The sequence below is a fragment of the Candidatus Chordibacter forsetii genome (assembly GCF_964187505.1).
GTDB classification, from domain to species: Bacteria; Verrucomicrobiota; Verrucomicrobiia; order Opitutales; family Seribacteraceae; genus Chordibacter; species Chordibacter forsetii.
This window is the reverse complement of record NZ_CAXLML010000082.1, coordinates 1-26165: the sequence shown is the minus strand read 5'-3', so window position 1 is coordinate 26165 and position 26165 is coordinate 1. Positions and strand designations below refer to the sequence as shown.

Below are 26165 nucleotides of genomic sequence, written 5' to 3'. Positions count from 1 at the left end.
TGCCGGAGTATCTGGAGAAAAGGCAACCGCTCTGTTTGATAGTGACCGGTATGACTCAGACGGAGACGGTGTATCCAACCTTCTCGAACGTGCCTTTGGAGGAGACTCTCTGGGCAACGATTCAAGGGGTGCTCGTCCAGCTCCGGTTAAAACTAACGACGGTAAAGAATACTTATCCTTTACCAGGTACGATTCAGACTACCAATCGACCATGGGCGTACAGTACATAGTCGAGAAAAGTACAGACCGTAGAACTTGGTCCTCATCTGGTATTGAACAGGTTGGTTCCGCAGTCGATTTGGGCGGAGGTATGGAACGTGTTGTCTACCGCACAACAGCCGCTACTTCTGCTGGCACTACTCAGTTTATTAGAGTCAGAGTAAAAGCTAGGTAAACCATGACTAAGGAAAAGGAAGATACTCTCATCAGCCAAAAAGAGGCAGCCGCAATTCTTGGGTTTAAAACCAAACAGCAGGTGGTTAAGTACATCAAGGAAGGCATTCTTAAAACTTACGAAAAACAGGGGAGCAAGAGAAAATGGCTAAACCTAGAGGAAGTATACAAACTGCCGAAACCTTTACCAATACCTCCACCCGACCATTACTTTCAAACGCTCAAAGTGAATGAGCGTTGGAAGAAAAAAGAGTAACTCAGGCAAGCTCTCCACAATTTCAGGTTATTTTATCTTATGGGAAGAGACCTGGTTCGAATAATCTTACTTCGAACTTTGATCGATGCTCATAGGTTAAAAAACTTTGCAATGTTTTGATAATATTGAAGTGGCTACAATAAGATAGGTAGAGCAAAGATTTTCTTCTTATTCGATTACTCTTTGCCAATATTCATGCAATCAGTAAAGATTTTGAGATGACGGATATTATACTACCCATGATCCAACAAATTGCCTTGCAAGCTAAAGATGCTTCCCGGGCATTAAGTTCGGCAACAACCATACAGAAAAATGATGCCCTACAAGCAATTGCCCGCGAATTGGAGTCCAGCCGAAAGATCCTTATCGAGGAGAATGAAAAAGATTTAAAGGCGGCCAAAGAAAATGGATTGACGGATGCGATGGTTGACCGGTTACGACTAAACCATGAACGAATTGATGGAATGGTCCAGGGTTTGCGACAGTTGATCGAATTGCCCGATCCGGTGGGCGGATTGATCGAGGAAAAAACACCTGCAAATGGATTGAATATCCGCAAGGTACGCACACCGATTGGGGTGATCGGAATCATTTACGAGTCCCGCCCAAATGTTACGATTGATTGTGCCGGACTATGCCTAAAGTCGGGAAATGCATCCATCCTTCGCGGAGGTAAGGAAGCCCTGCACTCCAACCGGGCACTTGCCTCGATTATTAACTCCGCTTTATCACGCAGTGAAATTCCTGAAAATGCGGTGCAGCTCATTCCCACGAGTGACCGTGCAGCCCTTAATCATTTACTGACCCTCGATGAATATGTGCACTGCATCATTCCACGTGGGGGAGAAGGCTTGATCCGTTTTGTTGCTGAAAATAGCCGCATCCCGGTGATTAAGCACTATAAGGGGGTGTGTAACCTTTACCTCGATCAGGGCTGTGATCCGCAAATGGGACTGGATATTGCGGTGTCTGCAAAGTGTGGAAGACCAGGGGTTTGTAACGCCATAGAGAATTTAATTGTTCATGCATCCCAACTCGATTCCCTGCTTCCCAAAATCGGACAGGCATTGCAGGAAAAAGGATGTGTTATTTTTGCAGACGAGCGTGCCCAAAAAGCCCTTGGTGATGTTCCGAGCACCCTGGCAAGCGAACAGGAATATGCGGAGGAATTTCTCGACCTTCGACTGGCGATTAAAACGGTGGATCATCTGGACGAGGCCATTGAATTTACCAACCGCTATGGAAGTGGCCACAGTGAATCTATCCTTTCCCCATCCGCAGAGCGGGCGGAAAAATTCCAGCGGGAAGTCGATGCCTCTTCCGTTTACTGGAATGCAAGTACCCGCTTTACCGATGGGTTTGAATTTGGACTGGGAGCAGAAATTGGTATTTCCACAGACCGCTTGCATGCACGCGGACCTATGGGCCTGGAAGAATTGTGCTCTTACAAATATATGATTCAGGGAAACGGGCAGTGGAAATAGTACCTACCGCCCCAACCTCTCTTAAATCCGCTAAATATTTAAGGTTATGAGCGATCTATTCATCACTGGTGGTACCCTCGTAACAGACGGTAAACGGGAAGAGGCAGATTTGCTCATACGCGAGGGAAGAATCGAACGAATCAGCCCATCCATCTCCCCCACCCCCAATTCCCAAATTATTGAGGCGGGTGGAAAATGGATTCTTCCAGGATTGATTGATGATCAGGTGCACTTCCGTGAACCTGGACTTACCCACAAGGCATCCATCCAGACCGAAGCCCGGGCAGCGGTGGCCGGTGGAGTGACCAGTTTTTTTGAGATGCCCAATGTGTCCCCACCCACCCTCGATATGCAAAGGTTGGAGGAAAAACGGGCAATCGCACGGCGGGACTCGGTGGCAAACTATGCCTTTTTTCTGGGAGCGAGTAATGAAAACCTGGAAGCGGTAAAATCGGCTGACCCCAGCCGTATTGCAGGGATCAAAGTATTTATGGGTTCATCCACCGGAAATATGCTGGTTGATGAGGAGGCCACTCTTGAGCAAATCTTTCGCCATGCCCCGGCGACCATAGCCACTCATTGCGAGGATACCCCAACCATTTTAGAAAACGAGAGCCTGGCCCGGGAAAAATTTGGAGAAGATGTGCCATTTTCTGAACATCCAAACATCCGCTCGCGGGAGGCTTGCCTGCGCTCGTCCACTCTGGCCACCGAACTTGCCAAACGCGAAAATGCACGACTCCATGTTTTGCACATTTCAACTGAGGAAGAGCTCAACCTTTTTACCCCTGGTGATGCCCGTATAACCGCGGAGGCATGTGTACATCATTTATGGTTTGAAGAATCTGGGTATGATAAACTGGGTGCCCTGATAAAATGCAACCCGGCAATCAAACGGGCAAGCGACCGCTCGGCGGTGCGCCAAGCAGTGGCGGATGGAAGAATCTCGGTACTTGCGACCGATCATGCCCCACATACCTGGGAGGAGAAACAGGGAACTTATTTTAACGCGCCTTCTGGGCTACCCCTTGTTCAGCATACCCTTTTACTGATGCTGGAAATGGTAAATGAAAATTGTTTTCCCCTGGAAACTTTGGTGGAGCGTGCCTGCCATGCTCCCGCCCGTATTTTTGATGTTTTAGACCGCGGGCATTTACGCGAGGGCTACTGGGCGGATTTAGTTATTGTCGATCCTCACAGTCAAACAGTGGTCGATGAGAGCAAATTGTTCAGTAAGTGTGAATGGTCTCCATTTGCAGGCGAGCGTTTTTCCCACCGGATCGAACAAACGATCGTGTCGGGAAAAATTGCCTACGAAAAAGGAAAGATAATTGAATCTTGCCGTGGAGAAGCGGTAACCTTCGCTTCAGTCAGGCGGTAAACAAGCAAGGTAGAATCAGGGGAGCCAGGGATATTTGTCGAAATCGGGCTTTCTTTTTTCCAGAAAGGCTTTTTTTCCTTCCGTACCTTCCTCAGACATATAGTAAAGTAAAGTAGCGTTACCAGCGAGTTCCTGCAAACCGGACTGGCCATCACAATCGGCATTGAATGCAGACTTTAGGCAACGAATCGCAAGCGGGCTTTTTTCGAGAATTTCCCCGGCCCATTGCACACCTTCAGTTTCCAATTGATCGACTGGGACAACCTTATTGACGAGACCCATATCAAGGGCTTCCTCGGCTCCATACTGCCGGCAAAGAAACCAAATTTCACGGGCCTTTTTCTGCCCAACGATCCGGGCAAGATAAGAAGATCCAAACCCCCCATCAAAACTGCCCACCTTAGGACCAGTCTGTCCAAATACCGCGTTATCCGCAGCGATGGTAAGATCGCACACGACATGTAGAACATGCCCGCCCCCGATCGCATAACCAGCAACCAGAGCAATTACCACTTTGGGCATGGAACGGATAAGTTTTTGCAGATCGAGAACATTGAGACGGGGAACGCCCTGATCGTCAACATAACCGGCTTCTCCACGCACGCTTTGATCGCCACCGGAACAGAAAGCATATTTCCCATCGGTGTGTGGACCTGCACCGGTAAGCAAAACCACTCCGATTTTTGGATCCTCCCGGGCATCGAGAAAGGCTTGGTACATTTCATTGACCGTTTTCGGACGAAAAGCATTGCGCTTGTGCGGACGATTAATAGTAACCCGGGCAATCCCACCTGCCTTGTGATAAAAAATGTCCTCGTATTCACCAACTGTTTCCCAATTCATGACTGCCCTTCCTCTTCTACCGAATCGGACGAAGTGGATGAATCCACAGGCTCCACCTTTCGACCCTGTACGCCCCATTTTTCACGGAGGTATAGGCGTTCCTCTTTCCAGTCGGCAAAAGGCTTGCCCCGCAAGGAAAGCAATTGATCGAGGTTTTGCTTATCGAACTGGTCGGTGCCGGTTTCGTTCATGGGTTCAGTCGGGTGATTTTCCATTGTTCGTCCGTTTGTTGATAAAGAAAGCGGTCGTGTAGACGGTTGGGTCCGCCCTGCCAAAATTCAAGGGATCGTGGGTGCAGGTAGTACCCACCCCAGTGAGGAGGTCGGGGGGGATTTTCCCCATATTTATCCTGAGCTTGTAAAAAAGACTTCTCGAGGCTTTCGCGCGAATCCAGAGGCTGGCTTTGTTGGGATGCCCATGCCCCGATCCGGCTGAGGTAGGGACGGGAAAGAAAATATTCCTCGGCCAGGGAGTCCTCAACCTTGGTGACTTCTCCAAGAATAGTCACCTGGCGTTGCATGGAAAACCAGGGAAAATGCATACTAACATGGGGATTATCCGAAAGATGCCCGGCTTTTCGACTGTTATAATTTGAATAAAAAACAAACCTTCCACCCTCCAAGCCTTTGAGGAGTACGGCCCGGGAAGAGGGCCTGCCCGATTTATCCACCGTTGCCAGGCTGCAAGCATTAGGATCGTACACGCCAGCCTCGATCGCATCCTGCATCCATTGTTGAAACTCAGTCACAGGATCATCAGACAATTGATCGCGACGGAGAGGTTCGCGGTCATAACTTTCTCTTAAATCTTGCAGGCTTTGATTAAAATCGTTCATCGGAAATTCATTATCCTAGACAAATCGGGGCGTTCGGCAAAACCCTTTATTCTAAATCCCTCCTGTTTGCCTTGCTTACTACCTCCCGGCCGACGGCGGCAGCAAGGCCGGGTGAACGGTCGCGCATTTTTTGACGAATTTTCATATTCCAGCGAATGAGATGCCGGGCAATCCGCCCGCGCAGGGAACGGTGTATCCAATGCAGTTCATGGGCAGGTTCAGAAGAGGTGGCGTAGCGTTCCTTGTAGGCAAAGGGAGCGGGCAAAAAATCAAATACTCGCCCTTCTTTCCAGCAACATTCCATCGAGCGTTTCAGGAGTTGTTTACCCGGGGAATATTTTTTCCACTCCTCATCGTAGGCAAGGTGATGGAGGTACGAACGCCCGGGTACGAGCAATTCCAACTGCCAGGCAATTGGCTGATCGTCCACTCGCAGGACAGAAAGCCGAACCCTTGAGGACTGGGCAAGTTCGGGAAGCAGTTCGAAAAAGAATCCACGCTTTCCACGTATGCTGTAAAGGCCGGCATTTTCCAAGGTCTTGCTCGATGCCACTTCCACCAAACAGGTTGTCGGCATGACCGACCTTACTTCCTCCAGGGAGTCGCAGGTCTGCCAACTGATCTTTCCCCGCTCGGCAAGGGAACGTTCGTCGTAGCGGAAAGATTTGCGCGATTTTGGCCCCATTTTATCCTCCCAGAATTCTTCAAAGCTTTGTTCTTTTTCCGGCTCCATCAGGCAGGATGAACGGGCACAACGGGTAATGGTCAACTTGTCGCCCGTTCCCACGGACTCCCTAAGATGAGCACTCCAAAAAGTTTGCGGAATTTGAGGAAGCCAGACGAAGAGAAAGGAACCGATTAAGCCTTCAAGGGCATTAACCATGGGACCAACAACGCTCCGGACACAGGTTGGAAAATGGTAATTTGCTTCGTCATATACAAAGGGCCAGAGCCCCTTTGAACCCAACAGACCCGGGCGTTCGACGAAGGGCCAGTAGCCAAGAAGTTCACCCTCGGCTGAATAAGTGAGCAGAACGAGGGGGGCACGGTCCTTCTTTTGACGTTTCCACCACGAACGCATCCATTCGGGTGAGAAGTATGGATTTATCCAGTCTGCCCGATCTACCAAGGTATCATACTGCTCGGCGATTGAATCGATAACCATTGGATGGCGCGAAACTTCGATGCGTGGTGGATGAACATTCACAGCACGAGCGGGAGAAAAAAAATTGCAAAGCCCGAAAAAGCGGGCAGGACAAAAAAACTAGATAACGAGGTTGTGGAAATCCTCGTACTCGGCACGAAATCCACCGTCCACTCCCCGGCAAAGCACAGCCACCGCATCGTGGGAATGTAAAGATTCGAAGTGGGAACAAACAATTCGAAAATCAATAATACCCGATTCTTCAATCAATTGTTCGTAGAGCAGACGGGCCGCATCCTCGACAAACTTTACCTTTGCACCGTTAAGTTCAGCAAAGGCCTGCTCGTCTTCCCGCTTGACCATTACCTGAGTCTCAGTGCCAAGTCCATTTATGCACATATCGCGCAGTTCGAGCAGGGAAAGTTCCTGATCGGGGTGTACTTCCACACTTACCCGGGCGAGGCTGCGTTGGGAATGGGGAATGGCAAGTAAGTTCCGGGCCTCCCGGGCATGCTCAGAAAGTTCGGATGCACAGGGGCAGGCAGATGAATAAATGAAGTCAAAATTGATGATCTTACGCACCCGGTCGGCACGGTCGATAATTCCCTCAAAACTACAGTGGTAGTATTGATAGCCCTCCAATCCACTACGAAGACTTTCCTGAACCATGGGATAAGAAAAATCCACCTTTATGCGAGCCTCCCGGGAATCGAGTTTTTCCTTGTATTGACGAAGTACCTTATCGAGGGTTTCGGGAGAAAACACTTCTTTTTCGTACTCGTAAAAAATACGAATAATGCGGGACATATTGATGCCTTTTTTATCAGCATCCAAACTCACGGTACCAGTAACCCGGGATTCCAGAGTTAAGTCCTCCCCGTCAGGACCTACAAAACGCAGGGGTAAACGGAAACCAGATATGCCAACCTGAAGGATGGGTACATTAGAACCCTGCATCTCTGTACATCCAGAATTTTGCACATCGGGCAGAGATTTTTTGTACTCCGGTGTGATCTTAAAATTTGGATCGTACTCGCGTTTGAGTTTGTGGGGTTCGTCGGATCGTGTGTCCATAACCTAAATTTTGCCGAGTTTTAGAAAGGATGCAAACAGGCAAGTTACTTTGCCTTGCCTTGATTGGCCACCGCTTCCATTGCCTTGGCCACGGCCTCAGGATCTCCAAGGTATTGACGATTGATCGGTTTGAGGTCGGCATCGAGCTCATAAACCAGGGGCATACCGGTGGGTACATTCATTCCGATAATTTCCTCTTCAGATACACCATCCAAATATTTAATAAGGGCACGGAGGGAATTTCCATGAGCGGCAATGAGCACACTTTTTCCCTCTTTAATTTGCGGAGCAATCGTATCAGTCCACAAGGGAAGAAAGCGGGCAACCGTATCCTTGAGGCATTCAGTAAGAGGAATGTCTGCCTCGTCTAATCCAGCATATCGCCGGTCTTTTCCCGCATAGCCTTCATCCTCTTTAGTCATAGGAGGAGGTGGAATGTCGTAACTACGCCTCCATACCAGTACCTGTTCGTCCCCATGCTTCTCTGCAGTTTCTGCTTTGTTTAATCCCTGTAAAGCTCCGTAGTGCCTTTCGTTTAAACGCCATTCGCGATGAACAGGTATCCAGACCTGGTCCATTTCATTAAGGGAAAACCAGAGGGTACGAATCGCCCGTTTGAGCAGGGATGTGTAAGCAACATCGAATTGAAAACCCGCTTCCTTAAGCAGACGGCCGGACTCGCGAGCCTCGCCCTCCCCCTTTTCAGTGAGGTCAACATCGTGCCAACCGGTAAAACGGTTTTCTTGGTTCCACTGGCTTTCGCCGTGTCGGAGAAGTACTAATTTATGCATAGCTGTAATGGGAATAAAGAGTGCTATTGTACCTTAATACCTTCCCGGGGTCACGAATTTTCCACCGCTTTTGAATCTTGAATTTCTTGCGGGTAGGACTTGTGGAAAGGCGTGGGATGCGCTTGGATGAATCCCATGTTTGGTCGGATGCTCCTGCTTTTTATTTTTCTACCTATGGTGGAACTCTACTTATTAATCATGCTGGGTTCACGCATCGGGGCGATGCCTACCATCGGCTTGATCGTGCTAACGGGTATTATCGGGGCCACTCTTGCCCGGCAGCAAGGATTGTCCGTTCTCTCCAAAATCCAGCGGGAAATGAGCTCGGGTAAACCTCCCGCTCAGGAACTCATTGAAGGTGCCTTGATTGTGGTTGGGGGAATCGTCCTGCTCACCCCGGGTATTATCACTGATATTTTCGGATTTTCTTTGCTCATCCCCCCTTTTCGTAAGGCCCTATGCAGCAAACTAACTAAGTCTTTTTCCCAGAATATTGGCAAGGCAAGCGGATTTGCCCATTCCTCTAAAAGTACATCCTCTTTTCGTAAAGACTCGGATGATGTGATCGATGTCTAGCCCCTCCATTGTTTCATTCTTATTAGTCTTTTGCCTATTTGGATTCCTCGGGTGTGCCGGGCCAGAAGAAGGTATCTACATTGGAAAGATCGGTAATAAGAAAGAGGTGACCATTCGAATAAAGACGGATGGACTGGTAGAACTTGAAGGGTATTGGAAGCAACCACTCCAAGGCGGCCATGATCAGGGATCTCTTAGAGGCAAGGATATGGATGCACTTGTTTTTGAAGGACCGGAAAGTAAGAAGTTTAAACTCCGGTTTTTATACGAAAAAGATGAAGACAGTTTAATCATTCGGGCGATTCATTCCCGAACCTATGGACCAGGGGCCAGGTATATTTCCACCGAGGAAGAATCCGCCCTTAACCCAGCTCCCCGCCTTTCCCGTTTGAGCCCGGGAAAAAACTAGTCCCCATCCTGGGTTTCCTCGATCATCCGTTCGAGGGCATCCCGGAATTCCGGCCCCATTCCTTCCCGCTTGGCAATCTCCAGGTAAAAGGGAATATAATCATTTTGTTCCAATGATTTAAGGGCAATATTATGGAACGGTTCATCCGCAGAAATAAAATAGGTCGCCTGACCAAAAGACAGAGTAATGCCGGAATCGCTCCGAAAAACACCCAACCTTTCATGTCCATCCTTCATCTTTTATCGTTGGTATCGTGCGTGGATAGGATGAGCAAGCCCGGGATTGCTCAACAACAAAAATAAAGATAAGATTTGAAGAAAGATGATCTTCTTTCCCTATCGTGACGATAACCCAACCGGTTCCTTTCCCCTGGTTAATTGGCTGTTCATTCTTGCCAACATCTGGGTGTTTTTTGCCTACCAACTCCCCCTGGGTCCGGCAGAACAGAAATCCTACTTTGCAAACTTTGGATTCATACCCGCGGCTTTTTATGGACAGTTTGCTCAGGACAACCTTGGAGCAGTTGCATGGGAATGGGGATCGGTGGTCACTTCGATGTTTAGTCATGGAGGATTCCTCCACCTGTTTGGAAATATGCTCTTTCTATATCTGTACGGGGATAATTTGGAAGATGCCATGGGCAAGGTACGCTATTTTTTATTCTATTTACTTTCCGGTTTTTTTGCCGCCATCGCCCAGTCCCTGATTGATCCGACCTCGGAAATCCCCATGGTCGGGGCATCCGGGGCGATCTCCGGAGTAATCGCGGGCTACCTGCTACTCTACCCCCGTGCAAATATTCGTATCTTTTACTGGGTTTTTCTCTTTGTGGGAACACTCTATCTACCCGCTTACCTCGTGCTCGGCCTGTGGGTATTTGAACAGGTAATTGCTCTACCCGAATCAATGAAACAGGCGGGAGGGGTTGCTATCGCTGCACACCTTGGCGGATTTGCCGCCGGTCTACTCTTCACTCCTTTTCTGCGTAAACCCGGAGTTCGCCTGTTTCAGGACGGACGAACGCGCTCTTTTACTCGCCAATCCCGGGGATTGCGGTAACTTTACCCGCTTTTAAGCGAACAGATGGAAAAAGCATACCAACCAAAAGATGTGGAGGACCGCCTCTACGAAACCTGGGAACGAGAGGGGTCATTTCAGGGACGACCCGATGCGGATAAACCCGCCTACTCCATTGTAATTCCCCCTCCCAATGTGACTGGTGTTCTCACCATGGGCCATGTGCTCAATAATACCATCCAGGATATTCTGGCTCGGCGGGCACGCCAGCGTGGTCATGCCACGCTTTGGCTACCAGGAACCGACCATGCTGGAATTGCCACCCAGACAAAAGTGGAACAACAACTGCGCAAGGAAGGTAAAAATAAACACGATCTGGGAAGGGAAGGATTTATCGAGCATGCCAAGAAGTGGCGCGATAAACACGGAGGAATCATTCTAAAACAATTGCGTAAACTCGGATGTTCCTGTGACTGGGAACGTACCGTTCATACCCTCGATTCTGATTATTCCGAGGCCGTGCTCGAAGCCTTCGTGCGTTTGTTTAATAACGGATATGTTTACCGGGGGAAACGCATGGTCAACTGGTGCCCGGTTAGCCGGACCGCTCTGTCTGACGAAGAGGTAATCACGAAACCTCAGAATGGAAAACTTTTTAAAATTCGTTATGAACTTACGGATACTCCGGGCGAATACCTCTATGTTTCCACCACCCGTCCGGAAACAATCATGGGCGATGTTGCCCTTGCCATCCATCCCGAGGACGAGCGCTGGCCAGGGCTCGAAGGTAGAAAGGTCCGCCGACCTCTCCAACCTGCAGAAATTCCCATCATTGCGGATGCAGCAGTGGAAAAAGACTTTGGTACAGGCATGCTCAAGATTACTCCTGCTCATGATCCTTTGGACTTCGAGATCGGACAGCGGCACAACCTGGAAATTATTGACGTCTTAAATGAGGATGGATCGCTCAACGATTTGGCAGGGCCCGAATTTTCCGGAATGGATCGTTTTGAAGCCCGCAAAGCAACCGTGGAAAAACTACGGGAACAGGGAGACCTGATCGACGAGGAAGACCACGCCAATAATGTCGGGTTTTCAGAACGGGCGGATGTACCGGTTGAACCCCGTCTTTCCGAACAATGGTTCCTGCGCTATCCACGCGTGGAAGAAGCCAAACGGGCGGTGGCTGAAGGATTTATCCGCTATTTCCCGGAACGCTGGAAAAAAACCTACCTTCATTGGTTGGAAAATATTCAGGACTGGTGTATCAGCCGGCAACTCTGGTGGGGACACCGCATCCCGGTTTGGTACCGTAAGGGAGCTCCCCGGAACGATCCAAAAAATTGGCATATCTCAGTAAAAGGGCCGGAAGACCCGGAAAACTGGGAACAGGATGAGGATGTACTCGATACCTGGGCATCTTCATGGCTCTGGCCGATTGCCACTATGGGATGGCCCGATAAATCGGCAATGAAGGCAAAGGGGCTTGATTATTTTTACCCCACATCCGCCCTGGTGACCGGTCCGGACATCATCTTTTTCTGGGTTGCCCGTATGATTATGGCAGGCTTGGAATTCAAGGGGGATCCGGTTGATCCCAAGGTTACTCTATCCGACGAGGAAATCCGTAAGCGTATCCCCTTTAAGGATGTTTACTTTACCGGAATTATTCGCGATGAAAAAGGGCGTAAAATGTCCAAATCTTTGGGCAATTCCCCCGATCCCCTCGATCTCATTGAAAAGTATGGGGCAGATGGTTTGCGATACGGAATAATGAGCATAGCTCCCAAGGGACAGGATATCCGCTTTTCAGAGGAACGAATTGAGCAGGGAAGAAATTTTTGTAATAAATTATGGAATCTTTCGCGCTTTCGTCAAATGGCGGATGAGGAAACCCGCGAGTCCACCCTGGAAGAGATTATCAGCCGGATAGATCCAGCCCAACTCAACCAGGACGATCATGCAATCTTGCTCCGTCTCGTACAAACCCTTGATGAAGTGGAACGACTCTACGAAGGGTACGAATTTAATTCTGTCCTTCAATCGATCTATCGTTTCTTCTGGAACGATCTGTGCGACTGGTATGTCGAAAACTCGAAGGCTCGTATGAAAGGCGGGGAGGATAAAAATACCTGCCTTGCGATTCAGGATCTTTGCCTCAGGCAAGTCCTGCTACTGCTGCATCCTGCGACTCCTTTTATTACCGAAGAGTTGTGGAAAGGACTTGGGTTTTCTGGTGGGCAGTCCATCCAGTGGATCAATCCGGGAACGGGTCAGGAGTTACATCAATCTCTTGAACAAGCGGGCGTACGGCCCGATGCTTCCGCCCTTGAGGAAATGCTCGCGATCCGCGAGCTCGTCACTTCCATGCGTGCCCTCAAAGCGGACCGCAACCTGGCAAGTAACAATAAAGTCGAATTCTTCTACCTTGCAGATGATGAAAATTCCACGGTTTTGGAAAAACATATTTCCTCCCTTCTCAGTTCCGTGGGATCGGCCGCACTCAAACGGGTAAAGGAAGCACCCGTGGGCATGCCCACCTTGGTCACCGCATTTGGATCGGTTTATATGGACCTGGCCAGCGGGATTGACCCTGTGGTCGAGCGGGCAAGACTGACCAAGGAAATGGAAGGTTTGGACAAAATTATATCCTCAATCGAAAATAAGTTAAACAATGCCGCCTTTACTGACAAGGCACCTGCCCAGGTGGTCGAAGGGGCTCGGAAACAATTGGCAGATAACCAGAAAAAACGTCAGGAAACTTCCGAAGCCTTGGCTGCTCTCACCAAGTAGCCAAGATCAAACGATCACCCCCGACGGACCGGACCTTCAAAGCGCCGGCGCTGCCTCATAGGAAGCTCGGGAAGTTGTGGAAGTTCTTCCGCCTGCGAATGGGAACTACCCAGTTTTCGTGCTTTATTTTGCAACTCCGTCCAGCGGGGAATACCAAGGTCAGGCCCATGAGCAATCAAATCGAGCAGGCATTTCCACTCGATAACCAGGCGCTCGACATCCCCCGCCCCCAAGTCCTCCGCCTCTTCCTCCTTTAAGGTAGTAAGAAGAGAACGTTCGCGGATAAAATCGACTCCGCCTTCTCCAAATTCCATCGGTAAACCAGCCCGTAAATACCCCGGACAGTCACGAAAACCATAGGCCTGCCGGCAGAGAGCAGATAGTCGGGACTCTGTATTAGCCCAGGAACGAAAACGATGCCCCGCCCGCAGATTTGCCAGGTCGTGAATCAATTCATCCATGTCATAGGTTGGGTCTTCCAAGGCCACCGCCACTGCCAGGCCCTCACCCCTTGAAAACTGGCTAAAAATACGGCCGCGGTCGGTAGGTCGGGCATGCTCATCGATTAAGCCCAAAACATACCATGCCTCAACCGGACTGGCCTGAGCTAAATCATCACTATGCACCGAACTTTTCTCCGCGAAAGGAGAATCAAATGATCGGGAAACTCGGCGTAATTGAGGATTGAGAAGCAAACGACCCCGTGAATCCTTCCAAGCCAAAGCCTGTGCATTTTCATAGCTCATACGGGCACTCAGGACTTTTCCCCGATCCACAAACTCGACCAGTTCACCACCCTGAGAAAGGGATGAGAAAAAGGGACGTAATTGATCCTCCAAGCCGAGACGAACCCAGGTCTTTCGGGCATATTTTCGTTTGCCCTTTGGTCGTTCCTGAGCCACTGCCAGTCGTAAAATTTTGCGAAATGATTTAATCAGGGTGACCCGCTCCCCCATCGATTCATCAAGGTAAACAGCCACTGGAATTTCTTTTCCATAAGTCGGAGATTTTTTGGTTCCAAAACGACAGGGATTGCCCGTCGGTATTTTGTTCAAAGTATCGGGCAGAGAAAGGGCAGGTACCCACTTCTCATCCTTTCTTACGAGAGCCCGGCCAAGTAATGCCCGCGACTGCCCTCCCCTTCTTTCCCAAAGGCCAGCACTGTTAAGCATCTCGATTACCTCGTCCCGGGGAGAATCTGTTTCCTGCTTTGCACTTTCCTTCGCTTGCACCAAGGAACTTAAGTTGCCAAGCGATTCACGAAAGCCCAGCCTTAGGTCTTCCTCTGAAAACAATCGGTCTGCAAGCTGGCGGGCGGCATCGACATGATTTTCTCCCCTTTGCAGAGCAACGTCCATGACCTTAATTAAGGAAGGCCAGTCGAGAGTCGAGGATCGTTGGAGGCGCAAAGGCCGGGCATCGGACAGTCGGGTTTGGCGAGAAGCAACCACCACATATCCGCGGGTATCTTTTCCCCGTCTACCCGCCCGGCCAAACATTTGCAAAAGTTCATCTTGTCGGACCTGATATAATTGCTCATTTATTCGATATTCCCGATCCGTGACTAATACGGAACGGGTGGAAAAATTAATCCCCGCACCCAATCCAGTGGTCGCCACCACCACCTGTAACTGTCCGGCCTTAGCCAGGGGTTCGACAAGCCCTGCCCGCTTAAGGTAATCAAGGCCGCTATGATGATAGGCCACCCGACGGCGCAACAGCGAAGAAAGTTCCTTACCAGCCAAACGGCGCTGCTCGGTGGTAAGTTCGAGCATTTCGGGCTCGGGTAATTCATGGGCAAGTTGACGGGCAAGTTCTTCTGCGGCTTTGCGCCGGGGGGCAAAAATCAATAATGGGCCAAGCCCGGCACGCAGGGCTCCATCGACCAACCTCGGCCAATGGCCGTGCAATTTCCCACCCGAAGTTGAGCGTTTGAGAAGGACCTCACCCATGACTTCCTCAAGAGGAACCGGACGTCTGGCTTCCTCGATAACCGCGACCTGACGTCCATGACCAACTAACCACTCGGCAACCACATGTGGATTGGCCACACTGCCACTCATTAAAAGCAGGGCGGTTTGAGGTCGGGCCATAGCCAGGGTAACCTCATAGCCCGGACCACGCTGAGAATCTCCCAGTAATTGATACTCATCGACCACAAAAAGATCAGGCGGATGGATACCTGCCATCGATCCGCGCTGCGTTTCCAAGGTGGCCACCACCACGGAGGCTTCCGGACGGTGGCGCACATCCCCGGTGACCAACCCGACCTCCCATCCACGCTCTTTCCATTCACGAAACTTATCGTTGGCCAATGCCCGGGTGGGCACGGTGTAGACCGCCCGCCCCTTAAAACCTGCCTCGATCCACTGCTCGAAGACAAAAGTCTTGCCCGCACCGGTGGGAGCATGGAGCACCACATCCTTGCCTCCCCGAAGTTCGTTTAATGCCTGGCGTTGCCAGGAATCGGGAAGAAAGATACGCCCGCCAAATTCGTCGCTATTCGTTTGCATTGTTTCCACTGAACGCTTGCATATTTGCAAGTACCTTATCCAATCTCAACCATGCAATCGAATATGAACATATTCTCAAAAAACCTATTTCCTATCGAATGATCCGAATGATTGCAGCTTGCGGGCACAACCGGGTAATGGGCTCGAGTGGTACCCTGCCCTGGAAAATCCAGAAAGACTGGGAATATTTCTTAGAGACCACCCGGGATGGAGCTTTAGTCATGGGGCGTAAATGCTACGAAGACTTCGTGGAGCATGCCCAAGAACGCAATGTGGTCGCCCTGACCAGAAACCCAAACCTGACCTTCGCCCATGCTCAACGAGCAGGGAGTTTGAAAGAAAGTATCAGGCTGGCATCGGCTATGTCAAATAATGTATGGGTATGTGGGGGAGAACAAATTTATGCGGAAGCCATGCCCTTGTGCGAAGAATTACACCTCACTCAAATCGACGCGGATTTTGTGGGGGATACCCACTTTCCCGATTGGCAGGACCATTTCCCCAATGAACAAAGCAGGCGGGAAACTACTGGAAATGGATACCCATTGACTTTTTTAATTTTGCAAAAATAAGCAGATATTCCTGTTTCTATCGCCCGAAGGCTTGCTTCCGTTCCCAAGAACCACTATTTCCTAAGATTTAATGAGCGATACTATGCGATTTTTAAGCTACGAAGATTTAGACGAGATCCAAATGGAATTTGGTACTCCCAGCTTTGTATACGATGAGGCTATATTGCGGGCCAATGCCAGGGCGGTCATGAATTTTCCAAACGCCTACGGTCTCTTTGCACGCTATGCTATGAAAGCTGCACCCACTGCTGCTATTCTGCGGATTTTTAACGAGGAGGGACTCGGTATCGATGCAAGTTCGGTATACGAAGTAGAACGGGCAGTACGAGCGGGGTTTGGTACGGAATCGATATCCCTGAGCACCCAGGAATTGGCCGATGATTTTACCTACTGGGCCCAGGATGGAATCAAGATAAACCTTTGTTCACTCCATCAAATTCACAAGTTTGGAAAGTGGGGAAAAACCAAACGGATAGGTCTTCGCTTTAATCCTGGCAAAGGCTCGGGTGGTAACAACCGTACAAATGTTGGCGGTCCGGCAAGCAGCTTTGGGATATGGAAGGACGATCTAAAGGAAGCCCTTTCCCTCTGCCAGGAATATAACCTCACGGTCGAACGTATTCATACCCACATTGGATCAGGTTCTGACCCAGAGGTCTGGAAAACCGTAGCCTCCATGACTCTGGATTTGGCCCGTGCCTTTCCCTCGGTCGAAACCATAAATTTGGGTGGTGGATACAAGGTGGCACGTATGCCTGATGAAAAACCAACTGATTTACAGGAAGTTGGATCTCCAGTGTGTGAATTATTTAAAAATTTCGCATCGGAAACAGGACGGAAATTAAAGCTGGAAATTGAACCGGGCACTTTTCTTCTCGCCCATGCCTGCAGCCTGGTTACACGAGTACAAGATGTTACATCCACCGGACCAGATGGATACCGTTTCCTCAAGCTCGATTCCGGAATGACGGAAATTTTGCGTCCCAGCCTTTATGGTGCCCAGCACCCCATTCATTTGCTTTGCGAACCGGGGCAGGAAAAATTTCGAGAACCTATCGACCAAGTGGTGGTTGGACATTGTTGTGAATCTGGAGATCTTCTGACCCCGGCTCCGGGAGATCCAGAAGCCTTGTTCCCCAGAAATCTTCCCCGGGGAGAAATTGGTGATTTTTGCGTAATTGAAGGGGTGGGTGCATACTGTTCATCGATGTCGGCAAAAAATTATAATTCATTTCCCGAAGCCGCGGAGGTTCTGCGTAAGGAAGATGGTCGACTCGGCCAGATTCGAAAGCGGCAAACCTTTGAACAAATCATTGAAAACGAAGTAGTCCCGTGAAGACTTCCGGGCTCGGTCGATTTACTCTTGGTCAACCTCTGCCCGCCCAACCTCATGCGGTTTGTGTAAGCCTGCCAAAAGTTGCTGACTTGATTGGTTACGAGGAGAAAGACCCACAAACCCTCGCTGCCTTACCCACGGGATATCCGCGCTTTGTCAGGCATCAAATGATCGGTCAAATGCTTGCAGATATCTGTAAGGATCAGGCAAATACGAGCTGTGGATATTTATTTGCCCGCGAACAGGATTGCGAGGAAGTAATCAAACGCTATTCCCCAAAAGAAGCACATGTTCAGCAGGGAAATGGCTGGACTCTGCTACAAGTCCCGACCGCATCCCCAACAAATGCTCAGATATCCTCCTACTTTCAACACACTGGTTGTGGAATATCCTCCCGTCTGGCCGAGGATTATCTTTGGGAACGGGGATTACTGGAAAGGCGGGAAACCTTGGCGGAAGTTGCAGATGCTCAGTCCATAGTCAAGGAAACGATCTCCCGTGCCCACGGGCCGGATGTCGGCCCCGAGGATCTTCTTCTCGCCTCCTCAGGTGCCAATGCCTTTCATGCCCTTTTCAAATCGGCAGTCGATCATGCACAGGCCCGGGGAAAAACAGTTTGGATACGTTGGGGATGGTTGTACCTTGATACCATTGAAGCGATGAATTTATATGCTTCCCCAAAGGGCCAGGTCATTGAGGTTCATCAAATTGGCAACCTCGACCTGCTCAGCTCCCTATTTGAAAAGCATGGGGATTCTATTGCTGGGGTTATTACCGAGTTTCCAACCAATCCCCTACTCCAAGCTGGAGACCTTGAAAAAGCAAGGGATCTTTGTGATCAGGCAGATGCCCTGCTTGTGGTCGACCCGACTATGGTTTCTCCCAAAAATGCTGGGATTACGGGGATGGCAGATGTGGTGGTCAACAGTTTGACCAAGTATGCAGGTTGGGAAGGCGATGTGATGATGGGCAGCCTGGCTTTCCCCCGGTCTTCCAAGTTGGGAAGAGAACTCTTTGAAGTTACGCAGAGTATAATCTGTCCGCCCTACTCCAGGGATCTTACCCGTATGGCCGAGCAGATTCCTTATTACGACAATTTTATTGAACGGGTAAATGCCCAGACCTTAGAAGTCGCCGAGTTTTTACAAAATCATCCAAAGGTCAAACATCTGCACTGGGCATACCAGAATAAATACGCAAAAAACTACGAAAAATTTGCTGGTGCTAACCGACCGGGCTGCAACCTAAGTTTTGAGGTTTCGGGAAACTTTGAGGAATTTTACAACCGTTTACAAATGCTCAAAAGCCCGAGTTTTGGAACGGAGTTTTCCAATTGTTGTCCCTATGTTTACCTTGCTCATTATCCGCTGACCAAAACGCATAAAGGCAGGGAACTACTTGATCAGGCAGGATTATCACCTCATTTACTCCGCCTATCTGTTGGCTTGGAACCGGTGGAAGAGATCGTGCAGTGTATCGATCGTGCCCTCCAATAAAAAAGCTCCCCGCCTAACGACGGGGAGCTCCAAAATTTTTAGAGGTTTTTTTAAACCGTTAAAAAGTTAAGATTGTTCAAAGGTGAAAGAGTCCAACACCTTACGCACCCGTCTCTTCGATAAACGAACATAGGCAGGAACTCCATTCTCATGGGGGACTTCGACTTCACCCATAATTAAAGGCTGGGCATATTTGATAAACTTGGCAGTCATGCTTACCCCGTCCTCAGAAATCCAGTCGGAGGGAATTTCTTTCACCCCATTGGCAATCTCGGACAAAGGAGTAAGTCCGGTTTCACAGGTATATGCCTCTTCTTCTCCACGAACCAAGATGACCATCTTGTCGGTCTCTCCTTCCATCGCGGCTTTTACAGCTGCCTGGCCGGCCATGAAAGATTCGTCGTTATCAGTTTGGGAAGAGCAATGAGCGGCAGCCCGTTGTCCAATACCCAATTTTGATGAGCGTGCTTTCACAGCAAGGTTTTGCTCGACCAAGTTGGCAAGAAAATCTCCAACTCCACCAAGTTGCTGGTGTCCAAAGGCGTCCTGTCCAGTTGCCGAGTTGGCAACATAATTTCCATCCTTATCAACAAGTCCTTCGCCTACAATCACCATGCAATATTTATTCTTTTTAAGCACGGATTGTACATCATCGATGAAATTCTCCTTGGAAAAAGGTAATTCGGGTAGGTAGATGAGATGAGGAGCATCGTTGGGGTTTTCCTTGCTTTTAGCGAGGGTGGCTCCGGCAGCAATCCAACCCGCATTTCGGCCCATCACTTCAATGATCGAAACAAGATCGTGTTGCCCCATGGCTTCGTGATCGAGAGCGGATTCTTTAACCACGGTGCACAAGTATTTAACCACACTTCCATAACCGGGACAGTGGTCAGTGGTTACGAGGTCGTTATCAATGGTCTTTGGCACACCAATGACGCGAAGCTCATATCCCTTGCTCTGAGCAAGTTTTGAAATCTTATCTGCAGTATCCTGGGAGTCATTTCCTCCGCAATAAAAGAAGTAGCGAATATTATGAGCCTCGAACACTTCAAGAATACGTTCGTATTCCTGATCTCGTTTGAGCTTGAATCGGCATGTTCCAAGTGCGGATGCAGGGGTATAGCGCAATCCACGAATATTCTGCTGGGATTCCTCAGCAAGATCAATCAAGTCTTCCTTAAGAATGCCCAATACACCATTCATTCCACCGTAAATTTCTTCGATGCATTCTTGGTTAAGCGCTTCCGAGATTACCCCGGCGACACTGGCGTTAATGACGGCAGTCGGCCCGCCCGATTGAGCGACCAAGCAATTTCCAATTAGTTCTTCAGCCATGAGTTATATTTTATGAAAGTTAGCTAAAAGGAATGCACCTTGCCCCCCCCTGTTGGCAATCGCAAAATCCAAGAAACGGGATGCTACACTCATCCCATAGCAGTAACTAGAGAATAGACTGAGGAGAATACTGCTTGGCCTCGGGATATTTATCACCCCACTTTTGGGCCCGCTTTACAAACTGATCGACCTGTTCCCCCGCTGCTCCGATACGCCCTTCTCCTTCAGACAGGATTTTTTCAAGCTCCTGCTTTTTCATCCCAACCCGTGAATCTTTGGATAGTCGATCAATTAAATCATTACGGCTAATTTTCCCCTCCCGCAAATCGCGAACCGTGGAAACAGCGTGTTCCTTAATGGCCGCGTGGGCGTCTTCGCGGCCGGCACCGCCCTTAACGGACTCCATCATTATGGTGGTGGTAAGAAGGAAGGGCAAGTATCTGTCCTTTTCCGCCTCTATGACCGCAGGAAATACTTCCATCTGATCAAGCACGGTCAAAAAGGTATCAAACAATCCATCGAGAGCAAAAAAGGCATCCGGCAAGGCAACCCGGCGCACAACTGAGCAGGAAACATCTCCCTCGTTCCATTGATCCCCCGATAAATTGGCTACCATGTTTAGGTATCCATTGAGCAGAGAATGAAAACCATTAATACGCTCGCAACTTCGACTATTCATCTTATGTGGCATGGCCGAGGAACCAGTTTGCCCCTTGGCAAATCCTTCGCCAAGCAATTCATGCCCCGCCATGATTCGTAAAGTTGTGGCAAAATTTGCCGGTGCGGCAGCCAGGCGTACGAGCAGGGATACCACTTCAAAATCAAGGCTTCTTGGATAGACCTGTCCCACATTTTCCCAATTTGCAGTGGCTGCGAGATGCTCCATGAGGCTGCGATCCAACTCGGCTGCCTTATCCTCACTTCCAAGCAGGGTAATCTGGTCGAGGCGGGTACCCACTGCCCCTTTTAATCCTCTGTATGGATAAGTGGCACAGAGGCGGGAAAGATCCTCCACAGAGCGGGAAAGTTCTTCCCCCCAGTTGGCAAGGCGCTTGCCAAGGGTGGTCAATTGAGCAGGTACGTTGTGAGAACGGGCTGTCAGGCAGACATCGCGATGTTCCTGAGCACGTTTGGAGAGAGCAAGAAGCGAGGCAATCGCTTTCTCGAGCAGGATACTCAGGCTGCGATGAATCTGTAATTGCTCGACATTTTCGGTAAGATCCCGACTGGTCATACCCTTGTGGGCATGTTGATGACCAGAAAGTTCCGCAAATTCCTCCAACCTTGCTTTGACATCGTGCTTGGTTACTTCCTCACGCTTGCGAATCGATTCCAAATCCACTTGGCGTTTTACTTTTTCTGAAGCTTCTATCGAATCGTCCCCGATTTCCACACCGAGTTCCTGCTGAGCCCGCATAACTGCGATCCAGAATTCGCGCTCCAGTACAACCTTTCCGGATGCGGACCATAGTTGAGTCATTGCGGGGCAAGCGTAGCGCTCCGCCAATACATTGGGGACAAATTCCTTCATATTAATTTAGGGTAATGATCAAATGGCTTCCAATCGTTCGCAAACCGAACGAATGATAAATTCAGGAGTCGATGCACCGGCAGTCACTCCAACAGTGGCAAATTTGCTTACTTCGGCAGGAATGATGTCGTCTGCAGTTTCCACATGAAAGGTTGGTCGCTTGTGGGAGGATGCAAGCTTGGCAAGTTTGAGGGTATTTGCGGAGTGTTTGCCCCCGATCACCACAATGGCCTCTGCACCTTCCTTAAATAAAGCAACCAGATCGGACTGTCTTTCCTTAGTCGCCCCGCAAATGGTGTCAAAGACCACGAGCTGAGGATAACTTTCAGCAAGTTTACTGGTAAGTTTTTTAAATTCGTGAGTAAACATGGTGGATTGTGAAACCATGGCCACCTCGCCCTTGAAATTGGGCAATTCCTCAAGATCCTCCAGGGTATTTACCACATGTCCACGCCCCTTGGAGTAGCCTAACAAACCAATCACTTCCGGATGCTTTGGGTCTCCAAAGATGACCACATCAAATCCCCGCTCTGCATGGCTCTTTACTTTACCAGCGATGATTCCAACATCCGGACAGGTACCATCGCGAAAAGGCAGGCCCAATCCTTTAAGGTATTCCCGGCGTTGGGGAGAAATCCCATGGGCCCGAACCACAACTACGGATTCCTTGTCCGCAGATTGTTCGAGGTCGAGAGCCTGGCTGCTTTGATAGTCACCCACTTCCTGAACATCCTCTTTGCTCAGAGCTTCCATCATCTGTTTGTTATGAATTAAAGGACCATCGGTATAGACCCGACGCGCTCCCCCTTGGGCTTCCTCACGAGCGATTTGAATCGCTCGCTCAACTCCCCAACAAAAACCGGCGCTTTTGGCTCGAATGACTTTCATATATATTTAATCAACCCTACCCGACTCCACGGACTGGTTCAATATTGATTTGCATTTCAGCCATGCACCTTCAATAAATTTTGTATGAACCTAAGACCCTTGCCCCCTCTTGTCTGTTTTCTCGCCCTACTCAATTCTAATTTTCTTTGTATGCTCAGGGCAGAAGAGATTAGTAAAGATAAGAATAGCCCTTATGTTATCAGGCAAGCAACCCGTGATGGAATTGGTAAATTTTATATGGGAAGGGAAATTTCAAAAGTGATGGGACATTTGGGTGCGGGCTGGTTGGAGAGACCTGAAAGAGAGCAGCAGGAACGAACCGATTTATTGGTCAAAAACCTTTCTCTTAGCCCAACTGACAAGGTGGTTGATTTAGGTGCGGGATCCGGATACTTCAGTTTCCGCATCGCTCCCCTTGTGCCTCAGGGAAAGGTATACGCGGTGGATATCTCCCCGCAAATGATCGGGATCATTCGTTCGAAAATGAAGAAATACAAGGCGAATAACGTCGAACCTATTCAAAGTACAATCACCGATATAAAACTGGAAGAAAACTCTGCAGACTGTGTTTTGATCGTAGATGCTTACCACGAATTTTCTCACCCTAAAGAAATGGGAGATTCAATCTTTAAAATCCTTAAACCTGGAGGAAAACTTGTTTTAATCGAGTACCGGTTGGAGGACCCCGGTATTCCTATTAAAAAGCTCCACAAAATGTCCCAGAAACAGGCGATCAAAGAAATCTCATCTCTCGGATTGGAATGGGAAAAAACATCAGAGGATTTACCTCAGCAACACTTCATGGTGTTTCGCAAGCCCTAGTCAACTTCAACTAAAAAACCTGATCCCTTGATGGCAAATTAACCAAAGTATCAATAATGAAACGATTACAATCTCTTCTTTTAATCTTTTGCCTCACCCCAATTTGCATTTGGGCAAATGTCGTTGAAATCGCTGGGTATCAGTTTGTGGCTCCGGATGACTGGAAGCAAAGCGAACCGACCTCACCCATGCGCAAAGCACAATTCGATCTTACCAGTGAGGATGGAAAGACCGCCCAACTCGTCTTCTTTTACTTTGGTCCGAGTGGCGGAGGCGGAGTGCGGGCAAATATCGACCGTTGGATGAAACAATTTAAAGACATGCAGGACCAGGACATTAAAGAAGAAATCGTCAACGAAGTTAAGGTAACCTATGCCCGGGCTACCGGAACTTTTCTCAGCGGTTCGCCATTTGGTCCAAAAACGCCCAAACCGGGCCACTCTCTTCTTGGATCTATTGTAGAGGGCAGGCAGGGATCGATTTTTCTAAAACTTGTCGGGCCTACCAAGACAGTGAAGGCTTATGATCAATCGGTCATAGAAATGATCAAACAAACCTTGGGAAAATAATACTCCTTATCCGTTTATTCAGCCGACCAATTTTGTAAACCCAACAGAACCGCCTCGGTATACTCCGAGACCAAACCAGAAGTATCATCCTCTCCTTTCTTGATCCATTTTTGAACACGTGGATAAACGGAGGAGGAATTGGCAATGTAAGGTTCAAGAAATACGACCGGGCAACGATATATTCGGTTAGCCAATAGGTTACGGGCCCACACTCCGGGAACTTCTCCAATTTTCAGAGCATTGGGTCCCTTGTAAGAAAAGGTCGGCATGCCGGTGACTTGAGAAAAGGAATGCGAAAGGGCTTCCGCCAAGCCCTGCTCAATAACAGACCATCGATTGAGCAAGCGCCAGATAAGTTCAAACCTCTGATCATCATAGGCGAGTTCGCCACCCATGTAACATCCATTGACCAGAATATGGTGGTCATTCCGATCCACCAGTTCTCTTTTTTCCGAATCCGGCCAGGCGGCGGCATTAAAATGAATGGAGATCACCAAATCCGGCTTGATTGAATGATTGATTAAATCTGCACGTGCCCTGATTTCATCCACCCGGTAAAAAAGCAATTCCTGGCGTTCCCGAACGAGGATATTTTTTTTCTCCGTATTATTGTAGTCTTCGCCCAGCACTGTTTGTGCCCACTGCTTTGCATCTTCGTGAAAATGATCCGGTCGGTTCTGGGTAACAGGTTCGGCTTTTTTACGGACGAGCACAGGGATGGCTCCCAACTGCTTGAGAGCAGGAACTAAATTTTTGGCCACTGCCAGGGCAAGGTCGCCTTCTTTCACCGGTTGGTCATCATTCAGTGAAAAATGCCTTTTTTCCATCGCAGACCAGGCTCCACCAATATGCCCGGGGTCCAGGGCGATAATTAAGCCACGCAGGTTTGTGGAAATCGATTTTGCCTTGGTGGACGAACTGGGTGTTTTTTCATCTTTCTTAAAATACAAATCGTACCACTCGTCCTGTTGTGGGAATTTTCGTATACTTACTTTATCCTCCTCGATACTAATCCAAGCAGACCACCACTCCGGTCGTGGGCAATAAACGGTGTTTAAAAAATGAATAAATTCACTACGGGTTATGGACTCCTGAAAAATATCCAGGTCTGACCATTGCGGAACTTCGCCCAAAGAAGTTGTTTTGGCTTTTAAGCCAAACGAGAAAGAAAAACATAGTAAAAGATAGATTAAATTCCTGTCCACACCGTCTAGCATGAATCGGGTTAAACCATAGGAAAAGAAAATTCTCAGGTTCATAAAAATACGCATTTACCAGCCAGGGATAAACAACAGTACCACCGTCCACTTACCTTCAATTTCTAGAGAATATTTGAAGGCCGTTTGAAAAAATAAGCTGACCACTGTGTTCGTCGAGAAATATTACCCATAAATTTAATAATTCATGCGTAAATATTCCCCAAATACATCACAAAGTGAGGATAATTAATTATTATTAAATTACACTAATAACTACCCATAAGCCACTTACGAGATAATAAAGATATGGCATAGAAAATGAAAAAGTCCGGTATTATTAATCACTAACCAGTCAAAATTATGAAAAAAACAACACTCACAATCATTCTAACCAGTATTCTAGCGTTTAGCGTTAGTTTTGGGCAAGAACGTCCCAGACTAGCTAAGTTAATCGTTGCGAAAGCCATAAAAGAAAAAGTTAGTTCAGGAGATATCGTAAGAAAAGATAGACCAGAACTTTCCGATGAAGCTAAAGATCAACTTGGTGAATTAAAAGGAAAGAAGGAAGCCCTGCGTGCCGAACTCAAGGAAAACATTTCCAAACTTGGAGAGGGTGCAACTAAAGAAGAAATCAAAGAAGCAACCCAAGCCTTTAAGCAAGCAAATCAAGACCGTTTTGATGAGGTCCAGGAATCCTACGAGTCCATTCGTGGAGAGATCAAAGAAGCACGCCCACACCGTCAAGAGCGCCCACAACTTAGTATGTCTGATGAACTGAAATCTAAAGTTGTAGCCCTAAAAGAAAAGCGTGAAGAAATGAAGAGTTCAAGAAAAGCTCTTCGTGAAGATCTCAAAAATGCAAGTACTGAAGAAAAGCAAGTAATCATTGCAGAGTATAAAGAAAGCAA

Annotated in this window: 24 protein-coding genes and 2 pseudogenes; 14 read left to right on the top strand and 12 right to left on the bottom strand. The window is 48.6% G+C overall.

Translation table 11 applies throughout. From position 1 onward, the window contains the following. From ACKPQ4_RS03975 to ACKPQ4_RS03960, 4 genes and pseudogenes are all read left to right on the top strand, one after another. A pseudogene (locus ACKPQ4_RS03975) lies at positions 1-394 on the top strand (hypothetical protein); the annotation flags it as partial. 3 nt (positions 395-397) lie between these two features. Continuing rightward, positions 398-649, top strand: a complete 252-nt coding sequence (locus ACKPQ4_RS03970; RefSeq protein WP_407679913.1) for a hypothetical protein — start codon at positions 398-400, stop codon at positions 647-649. A 218-nt stretch (positions 650-867) separates the two neighbouring features. After that, positions 868-2133 carry a glutamate-5-semialdehyde dehydrogenase gene (locus ACKPQ4_RS03965; protein ID WP_407679912.1) on the top strand — a complete coding sequence of 422 codons (1266 nt, stop codon included), beginning with the start codon at positions 868-870 and terminating at the stop codon, positions 2131-2133. A 46-nt stretch (positions 2134-2179) separates the two neighbouring features. Further along, complete coding sequence (locus ACKPQ4_RS03960; protein WP_407679911.1) at positions 2180-3514, top strand: dihydroorotase; 1335 nt, start codon at positions 2180-2182, stop codon at positions 3512-3514. Between the two features lie 15 nt (positions 3515-3529). Here the strand turns inward: ACKPQ4_RS03960 and menB are convergent, their stop codons facing one another. Genes menB through gpmA form a run of 6 tightly spaced genes read right to left on the bottom strand, consistent with a single transcriptional unit; the run spans position 3530 to position 8201 of the window. After that, the gene (gene menB / locus ACKPQ4_RS03955) at positions 3530-4357 is read right to left on the bottom strand and encodes a 1,4-dihydroxy-2-naphthoyl-CoA synthase (RefSeq protein WP_407679910.1); all 828 of its coding nucleotides are present in this window, start codon (positions 4355-4357) and stop codon (positions 3530-3532) included. Beyond that, positions 4354-4548, bottom strand: a complete 195-nt coding sequence (locus tag ACKPQ4_RS03950; RefSeq protein ID WP_407679909.1) for a hypothetical protein — start codon at positions 4546-4548, stop codon at positions 4354-4356. The genes menB and ACKPQ4_RS03950 overlap by 4 nt, the downstream gene beginning before the upstream one ends. After that, entirely contained in the window at positions 4545-5192 is a 648-nt protein-coding gene (pdxH, locus tag ACKPQ4_RS03945) for a pyridoxamine 5'-phosphate oxidase (RefSeq protein ID WP_407679908.1), read from the bottom strand. The genes ACKPQ4_RS03950 and pdxH overlap by 4 nt, the downstream gene beginning before the upstream one ends. 46 nt (positions 5193-5238) lie before the next feature. Then, the gene (locus ACKPQ4_RS03940; protein WP_407679907.1) at positions 5239-6399 is read right to left on the bottom strand and encodes a GNAT family N-acetyltransferase; all 1161 of its coding nucleotides are present in this window, start codon (positions 6397-6399) and stop codon (positions 5239-5241) included. Between the two features lie 57 nt (positions 6400-6456). Further along, entirely contained in the window at positions 6457-7410 is a 954-nt protein-coding gene (gene folE2, locus ACKPQ4_RS03935; RefSeq protein ID WP_407679906.1) for a GTP cyclohydrolase FolE2, read from the bottom strand. A 44-nt stretch (positions 7411-7454) separates the two neighbouring features. Then, positions 7455-8201 (bottom strand): 2,3-diphosphoglycerate-dependent phosphoglycerate mutase, encoded by a 747-nt coding sequence (gene gpmA, locus ACKPQ4_RS03930; RefSeq protein WP_407679905.1) that lies wholly within the window; start codon positions 8199-8201, stop codon positions 7455-7457. Positions 8202-8327: 126 nt separating this feature from the next. On the opposite strand from gpmA, the gene ACKPQ4_RS03925 reads away from it, so the two are divergent. After that, positions 8328-8777, top strand: a complete 450-nt coding sequence (locus ACKPQ4_RS03925; protein WP_407679904.1) for an FxsA family protein — start codon at positions 8328-8330, stop codon at positions 8775-8777. Continuing rightward, positions 8770-9186 (top strand): hypothetical protein, encoded by a 417-nt coding sequence (locus ACKPQ4_RS03920; RefSeq protein WP_407679903.1) that lies wholly within the window; start codon positions 8770-8772, stop codon positions 9184-9186. Before ACKPQ4_RS03925 ends, ACKPQ4_RS03920 begins: the two co-directional genes overlap by 8 nt. Here the strand turns inward: ACKPQ4_RS03920 and ACKPQ4_RS03915 are convergent. Continuing rightward, the gene (locus ACKPQ4_RS03915; RefSeq protein WP_407679902.1) at positions 9183-9422 is read right to left on the bottom strand and encodes a hypothetical protein; all 240 of its coding nucleotides are present in this window, start codon (positions 9420-9422) and stop codon (positions 9183-9185) included. The two genes, ACKPQ4_RS03920 and ACKPQ4_RS03915, sit on opposite strands and share 4 nt — an antisense overlap. 85 nt (positions 9423-9507) lie before the next feature. Here ACKPQ4_RS03915 and ACKPQ4_RS03910 point away from each other — a divergent pair, with 85 nt between their 5' ends. Beyond that, complete coding sequence (locus ACKPQ4_RS03910) at positions 9508-10245, top strand: rhomboid family intramembrane serine protease (protein WP_407679901.1); 738 nt, start codon at positions 9508-9510, stop codon at positions 10243-10245. A gap of 24 nt (positions 10246-10269) precedes the next feature. Continuing rightward, positions 10270-12996, top strand: coding sequence for a valine--tRNA ligase (locus ACKPQ4_RS03905; protein WP_407679900.1), 2727 nt, complete (start codon positions 10270-10272; stop codon positions 12994-12996). A 14-nt stretch (positions 12997-13010) separates the two neighbouring features. On the opposite strand, the gene ACKPQ4_RS03900 is transcribed toward ACKPQ4_RS03905, so the two are convergent. Further along, positions 13011-15509 carry a DEAD/DEAH box helicase gene (locus ACKPQ4_RS03900; RefSeq protein ID WP_407679899.1) on the bottom strand — a complete coding sequence of 833 codons (2499 nt, stop codon included), beginning with the start codon at positions 15507-15509 and terminating at the stop codon, positions 13011-13013. Positions 15510-15607: 98 nt separating this feature from the next. Between ACKPQ4_RS03900 and ACKPQ4_RS03895 the strand changes: the two genes are divergently transcribed. The 3 genes from ACKPQ4_RS03895 to ACKPQ4_RS03885 all read left to right on the top strand — a co-directional run bounded on the left by ACKPQ4_RS03895 (position 15608) and on the right by ACKPQ4_RS03885 (position 18913). Continuing rightward, positions 15608-16081, top strand: a complete 474-nt coding sequence (locus ACKPQ4_RS03895) for a dihydrofolate reductase (protein WP_407679898.1) — start codon at positions 15608-15610, stop codon at positions 16079-16081. Positions 16082-16151: 70 nt separating this feature from the next. Next, a complete protein-coding gene (locus ACKPQ4_RS03890) occupies positions 16152-17417 on the top strand; it encodes a diaminopimelate decarboxylase (protein ID WP_407679897.1) in 1266 nt (421 codons plus the stop codon). Beyond that, complete coding sequence (locus ACKPQ4_RS03885) at positions 17414-18913, top strand: PLP-dependent transferase (protein ID WP_407679896.1); 1500 nt, start codon at positions 17414-17416, stop codon at positions 18911-18913. Before ACKPQ4_RS03890 ends, ACKPQ4_RS03885 begins: the two co-directional genes overlap by 4 nt. Positions 18914-18979: 66 nt before the next feature. On the opposite strand, the gene ACKPQ4_RS03880 is transcribed toward ACKPQ4_RS03885, so the two are convergent. From ACKPQ4_RS03880 to ispH, 3 genes are all read right to left on the bottom strand, one after another. Further along, a complete protein-coding gene (locus ACKPQ4_RS03880; protein ID WP_407679895.1) occupies positions 18980-20248 on the bottom strand; it encodes a 6-phosphofructokinase in 1269 nt (422 codons plus the stop codon). Positions 20249-20354: 106 nt separating this feature from the next. After that, positions 20355-21779: an adenylosuccinate lyase gene (gene purB, locus ACKPQ4_RS03875; protein WP_407679894.1), complete on the bottom strand. Its 1425-nt coding sequence runs from the start codon at positions 21777-21779 to the stop codon at positions 20355-20357. Positions 21780-21797: 18 nt separating this feature from the next. After that, positions 21798-22667 carry a 4-hydroxy-3-methylbut-2-enyl diphosphate reductase gene (ispH, locus tag ACKPQ4_RS03870; protein WP_407679893.1) on the bottom strand — a complete coding sequence of 290 codons (870 nt, stop codon included), beginning with the start codon at positions 22665-22667 and terminating at the stop codon, positions 21798-21800. Positions 22668-22817: 150 nt separating this feature from the next. On the opposite strand from ispH, the gene ACKPQ4_RS03865 reads away from it, so the two are divergent. Together ACKPQ4_RS03865 and ACKPQ4_RS03860 are read left to right on the top strand one after the other, a co-directional pair. Beyond that, positions 22818-23489, top strand: coding sequence for a class I SAM-dependent methyltransferase (locus tag ACKPQ4_RS03865; RefSeq protein ID WP_407679914.1), 672 nt, complete (start codon positions 22818-22820; stop codon positions 23487-23489). Positions 23490-23545: 56 nt separating this feature from the next. After that, positions 23546-24058: a hypothetical protein gene (locus tag ACKPQ4_RS03860; RefSeq protein ID WP_407679892.1), complete on the top strand. Its 513-nt coding sequence runs from the start codon at positions 23546-23548 to the stop codon at positions 24056-24058. A gap of 14 nt (positions 24059-24072) precedes the next feature. Here the strand turns inward: ACKPQ4_RS03860 and ACKPQ4_RS03855 are convergent, their stop codons facing one another. Further along, the gene (locus ACKPQ4_RS03855) at positions 24073-25317 is read right to left on the bottom strand and encodes a hypothetical protein (RefSeq protein ID WP_407679891.1); all 1245 of its coding nucleotides are present in this window, start codon (positions 25315-25317) and stop codon (positions 24073-24075) included. 300 nt (positions 25318-25617) lie between these two features. Between ACKPQ4_RS03855 and ACKPQ4_RS03850 the strand changes: the two are divergent. Next, positions 25618-26165 (top strand): annotated as a pseudogene (locus ACKPQ4_RS03850) (hypothetical protein); the annotation flags it as partial.

Coding starts and splice junctions, on each gene's coding strand:
- ACKPQ4_RS03965 (WP_407679912.1), top strand. CDS start 868: ATGACGGATATTATACTACCCATGATCCAACAAATTGCCTTGCAAGCT.
- ACKPQ4_RS03900 (WP_407679899.1), bottom strand. CDS start 15,509: ATGCAAACGAATAGCGACGAATTTGGCGGGCGTATCTTTCTTCCCGAT.
- menB (WP_407679910.1), bottom strand. CDS start 4,357: ATGAATTGGGAAACAGTTGGTGAATACGAGGACATTTTTTATCACAAG.
- ACKPQ4_RS03865 (WP_407679914.1), top strand. CDS start 22,818: ATGCTCAGGGCAGAAGAGATTAGTAAAGATAAGAATAGCCCTTATGTT.
- ACKPQ4_RS03925 (WP_407679904.1), top strand. CDS start 8,328: ATGAATCCCATGTTTGGTCGGATGCTCCTGCTTTTTATTTTTCTACCT.
- pdxH (WP_407679908.1), bottom strand. CDS start 5,192: ATGAACGATTTTAATCAAAGCCTGCAAGATTTAAGAGAAAGTTATGAC.
- ACKPQ4_RS03855 (WP_407679891.1), bottom strand. CDS start 25,317: ATGAACCTGAGAATTTTCTTTTCCTATGGTTTAACCCGATTCATGCTA.
- purB (WP_407679894.1), bottom strand. CDS start 21,779: ATGAAGGAATTTGTCCCCAATGTATTGGCGGAGCGCTACGCTTGCCCC.
- ACKPQ4_RS03895 (WP_407679898.1), top strand. CDS start 15,608: ATGATCCGAATGATTGCAGCTTGCGGGCACAACCGGGTAATGGGCTCG.
- ACKPQ4_RS03905 (WP_407679900.1), top strand. CDS start 10,270: ATGGAAAAAGCATACCAACCAAAAGATGTGGAGGACCGCCTCTACGAA.
- ACKPQ4_RS03910 (WP_407679901.1), top strand. CDS start 9,508: ATGATCTTCTTTCCCTATCGTGACGATAACCCAACCGGTTCCTTTCCC.
- ACKPQ4_RS03960 (WP_407679911.1), top strand. CDS start 2,180: ATGAGCGATCTATTCATCACTGGTGGTACCCTCGTAACAGACGGTAAA.
- ACKPQ4_RS03970 (WP_407679913.1), top strand. CDS start 398: ATGACTAAGGAAAAGGAAGATACTCTCATCAGCCAAAAAGAGGCAGCC.
- ACKPQ4_RS03915 (WP_407679902.1), bottom strand. CDS start 9,422: ATGAAGGATGGACATGAAAGGTTGGGTGTTTTTCGGAGCGATTCCGGC.
- ACKPQ4_RS03890 (WP_407679897.1), top strand. CDS start 16,152: ATGAGCGATACTATGCGATTTTTAAGCTACGAAGATTTAGACGAGATC.
- ACKPQ4_RS03920 (WP_407679903.1), top strand. CDS start 8,770: ATGTCTAGCCCCTCCATTGTTTCATTCTTATTAGTCTTTTGCCTATTT.
- gpmA (WP_407679905.1), bottom strand. CDS start 8,201: ATGCATAAATTAGTACTTCTCCGACACGGCGAAAGCCAGTGGAACCAA.
- ACKPQ4_RS03860 (WP_407679892.1), top strand. CDS start 23,546: ATGAAACGATTACAATCTCTTCTTTTAATCTTTTGCCTCACCCCAATT.
- folE2 (WP_407679906.1), bottom strand. CDS start 7,410: ATGGACACACGATCCGACGAACCCCACAAACTCAAACGCGAGTACGAT.
- ACKPQ4_RS03880 (WP_407679895.1), bottom strand. CDS start 20,248: ATGGCTGAAGAACTAATTGGAAATTGCTTGGTCGCTCAATCGGGCGGG.
- ACKPQ4_RS03950 (WP_407679909.1), bottom strand. CDS start 4,548: ATGAACGAAACCGGCACCGACCAGTTCGATAAGCAAAACCTCGATCAA.
- ispH (WP_407679893.1), bottom strand. CDS start 22,667: ATGAAAGTCATTCGAGCCAAAAGCGCCGGTTTTTGTTGGGGAGTTGAG.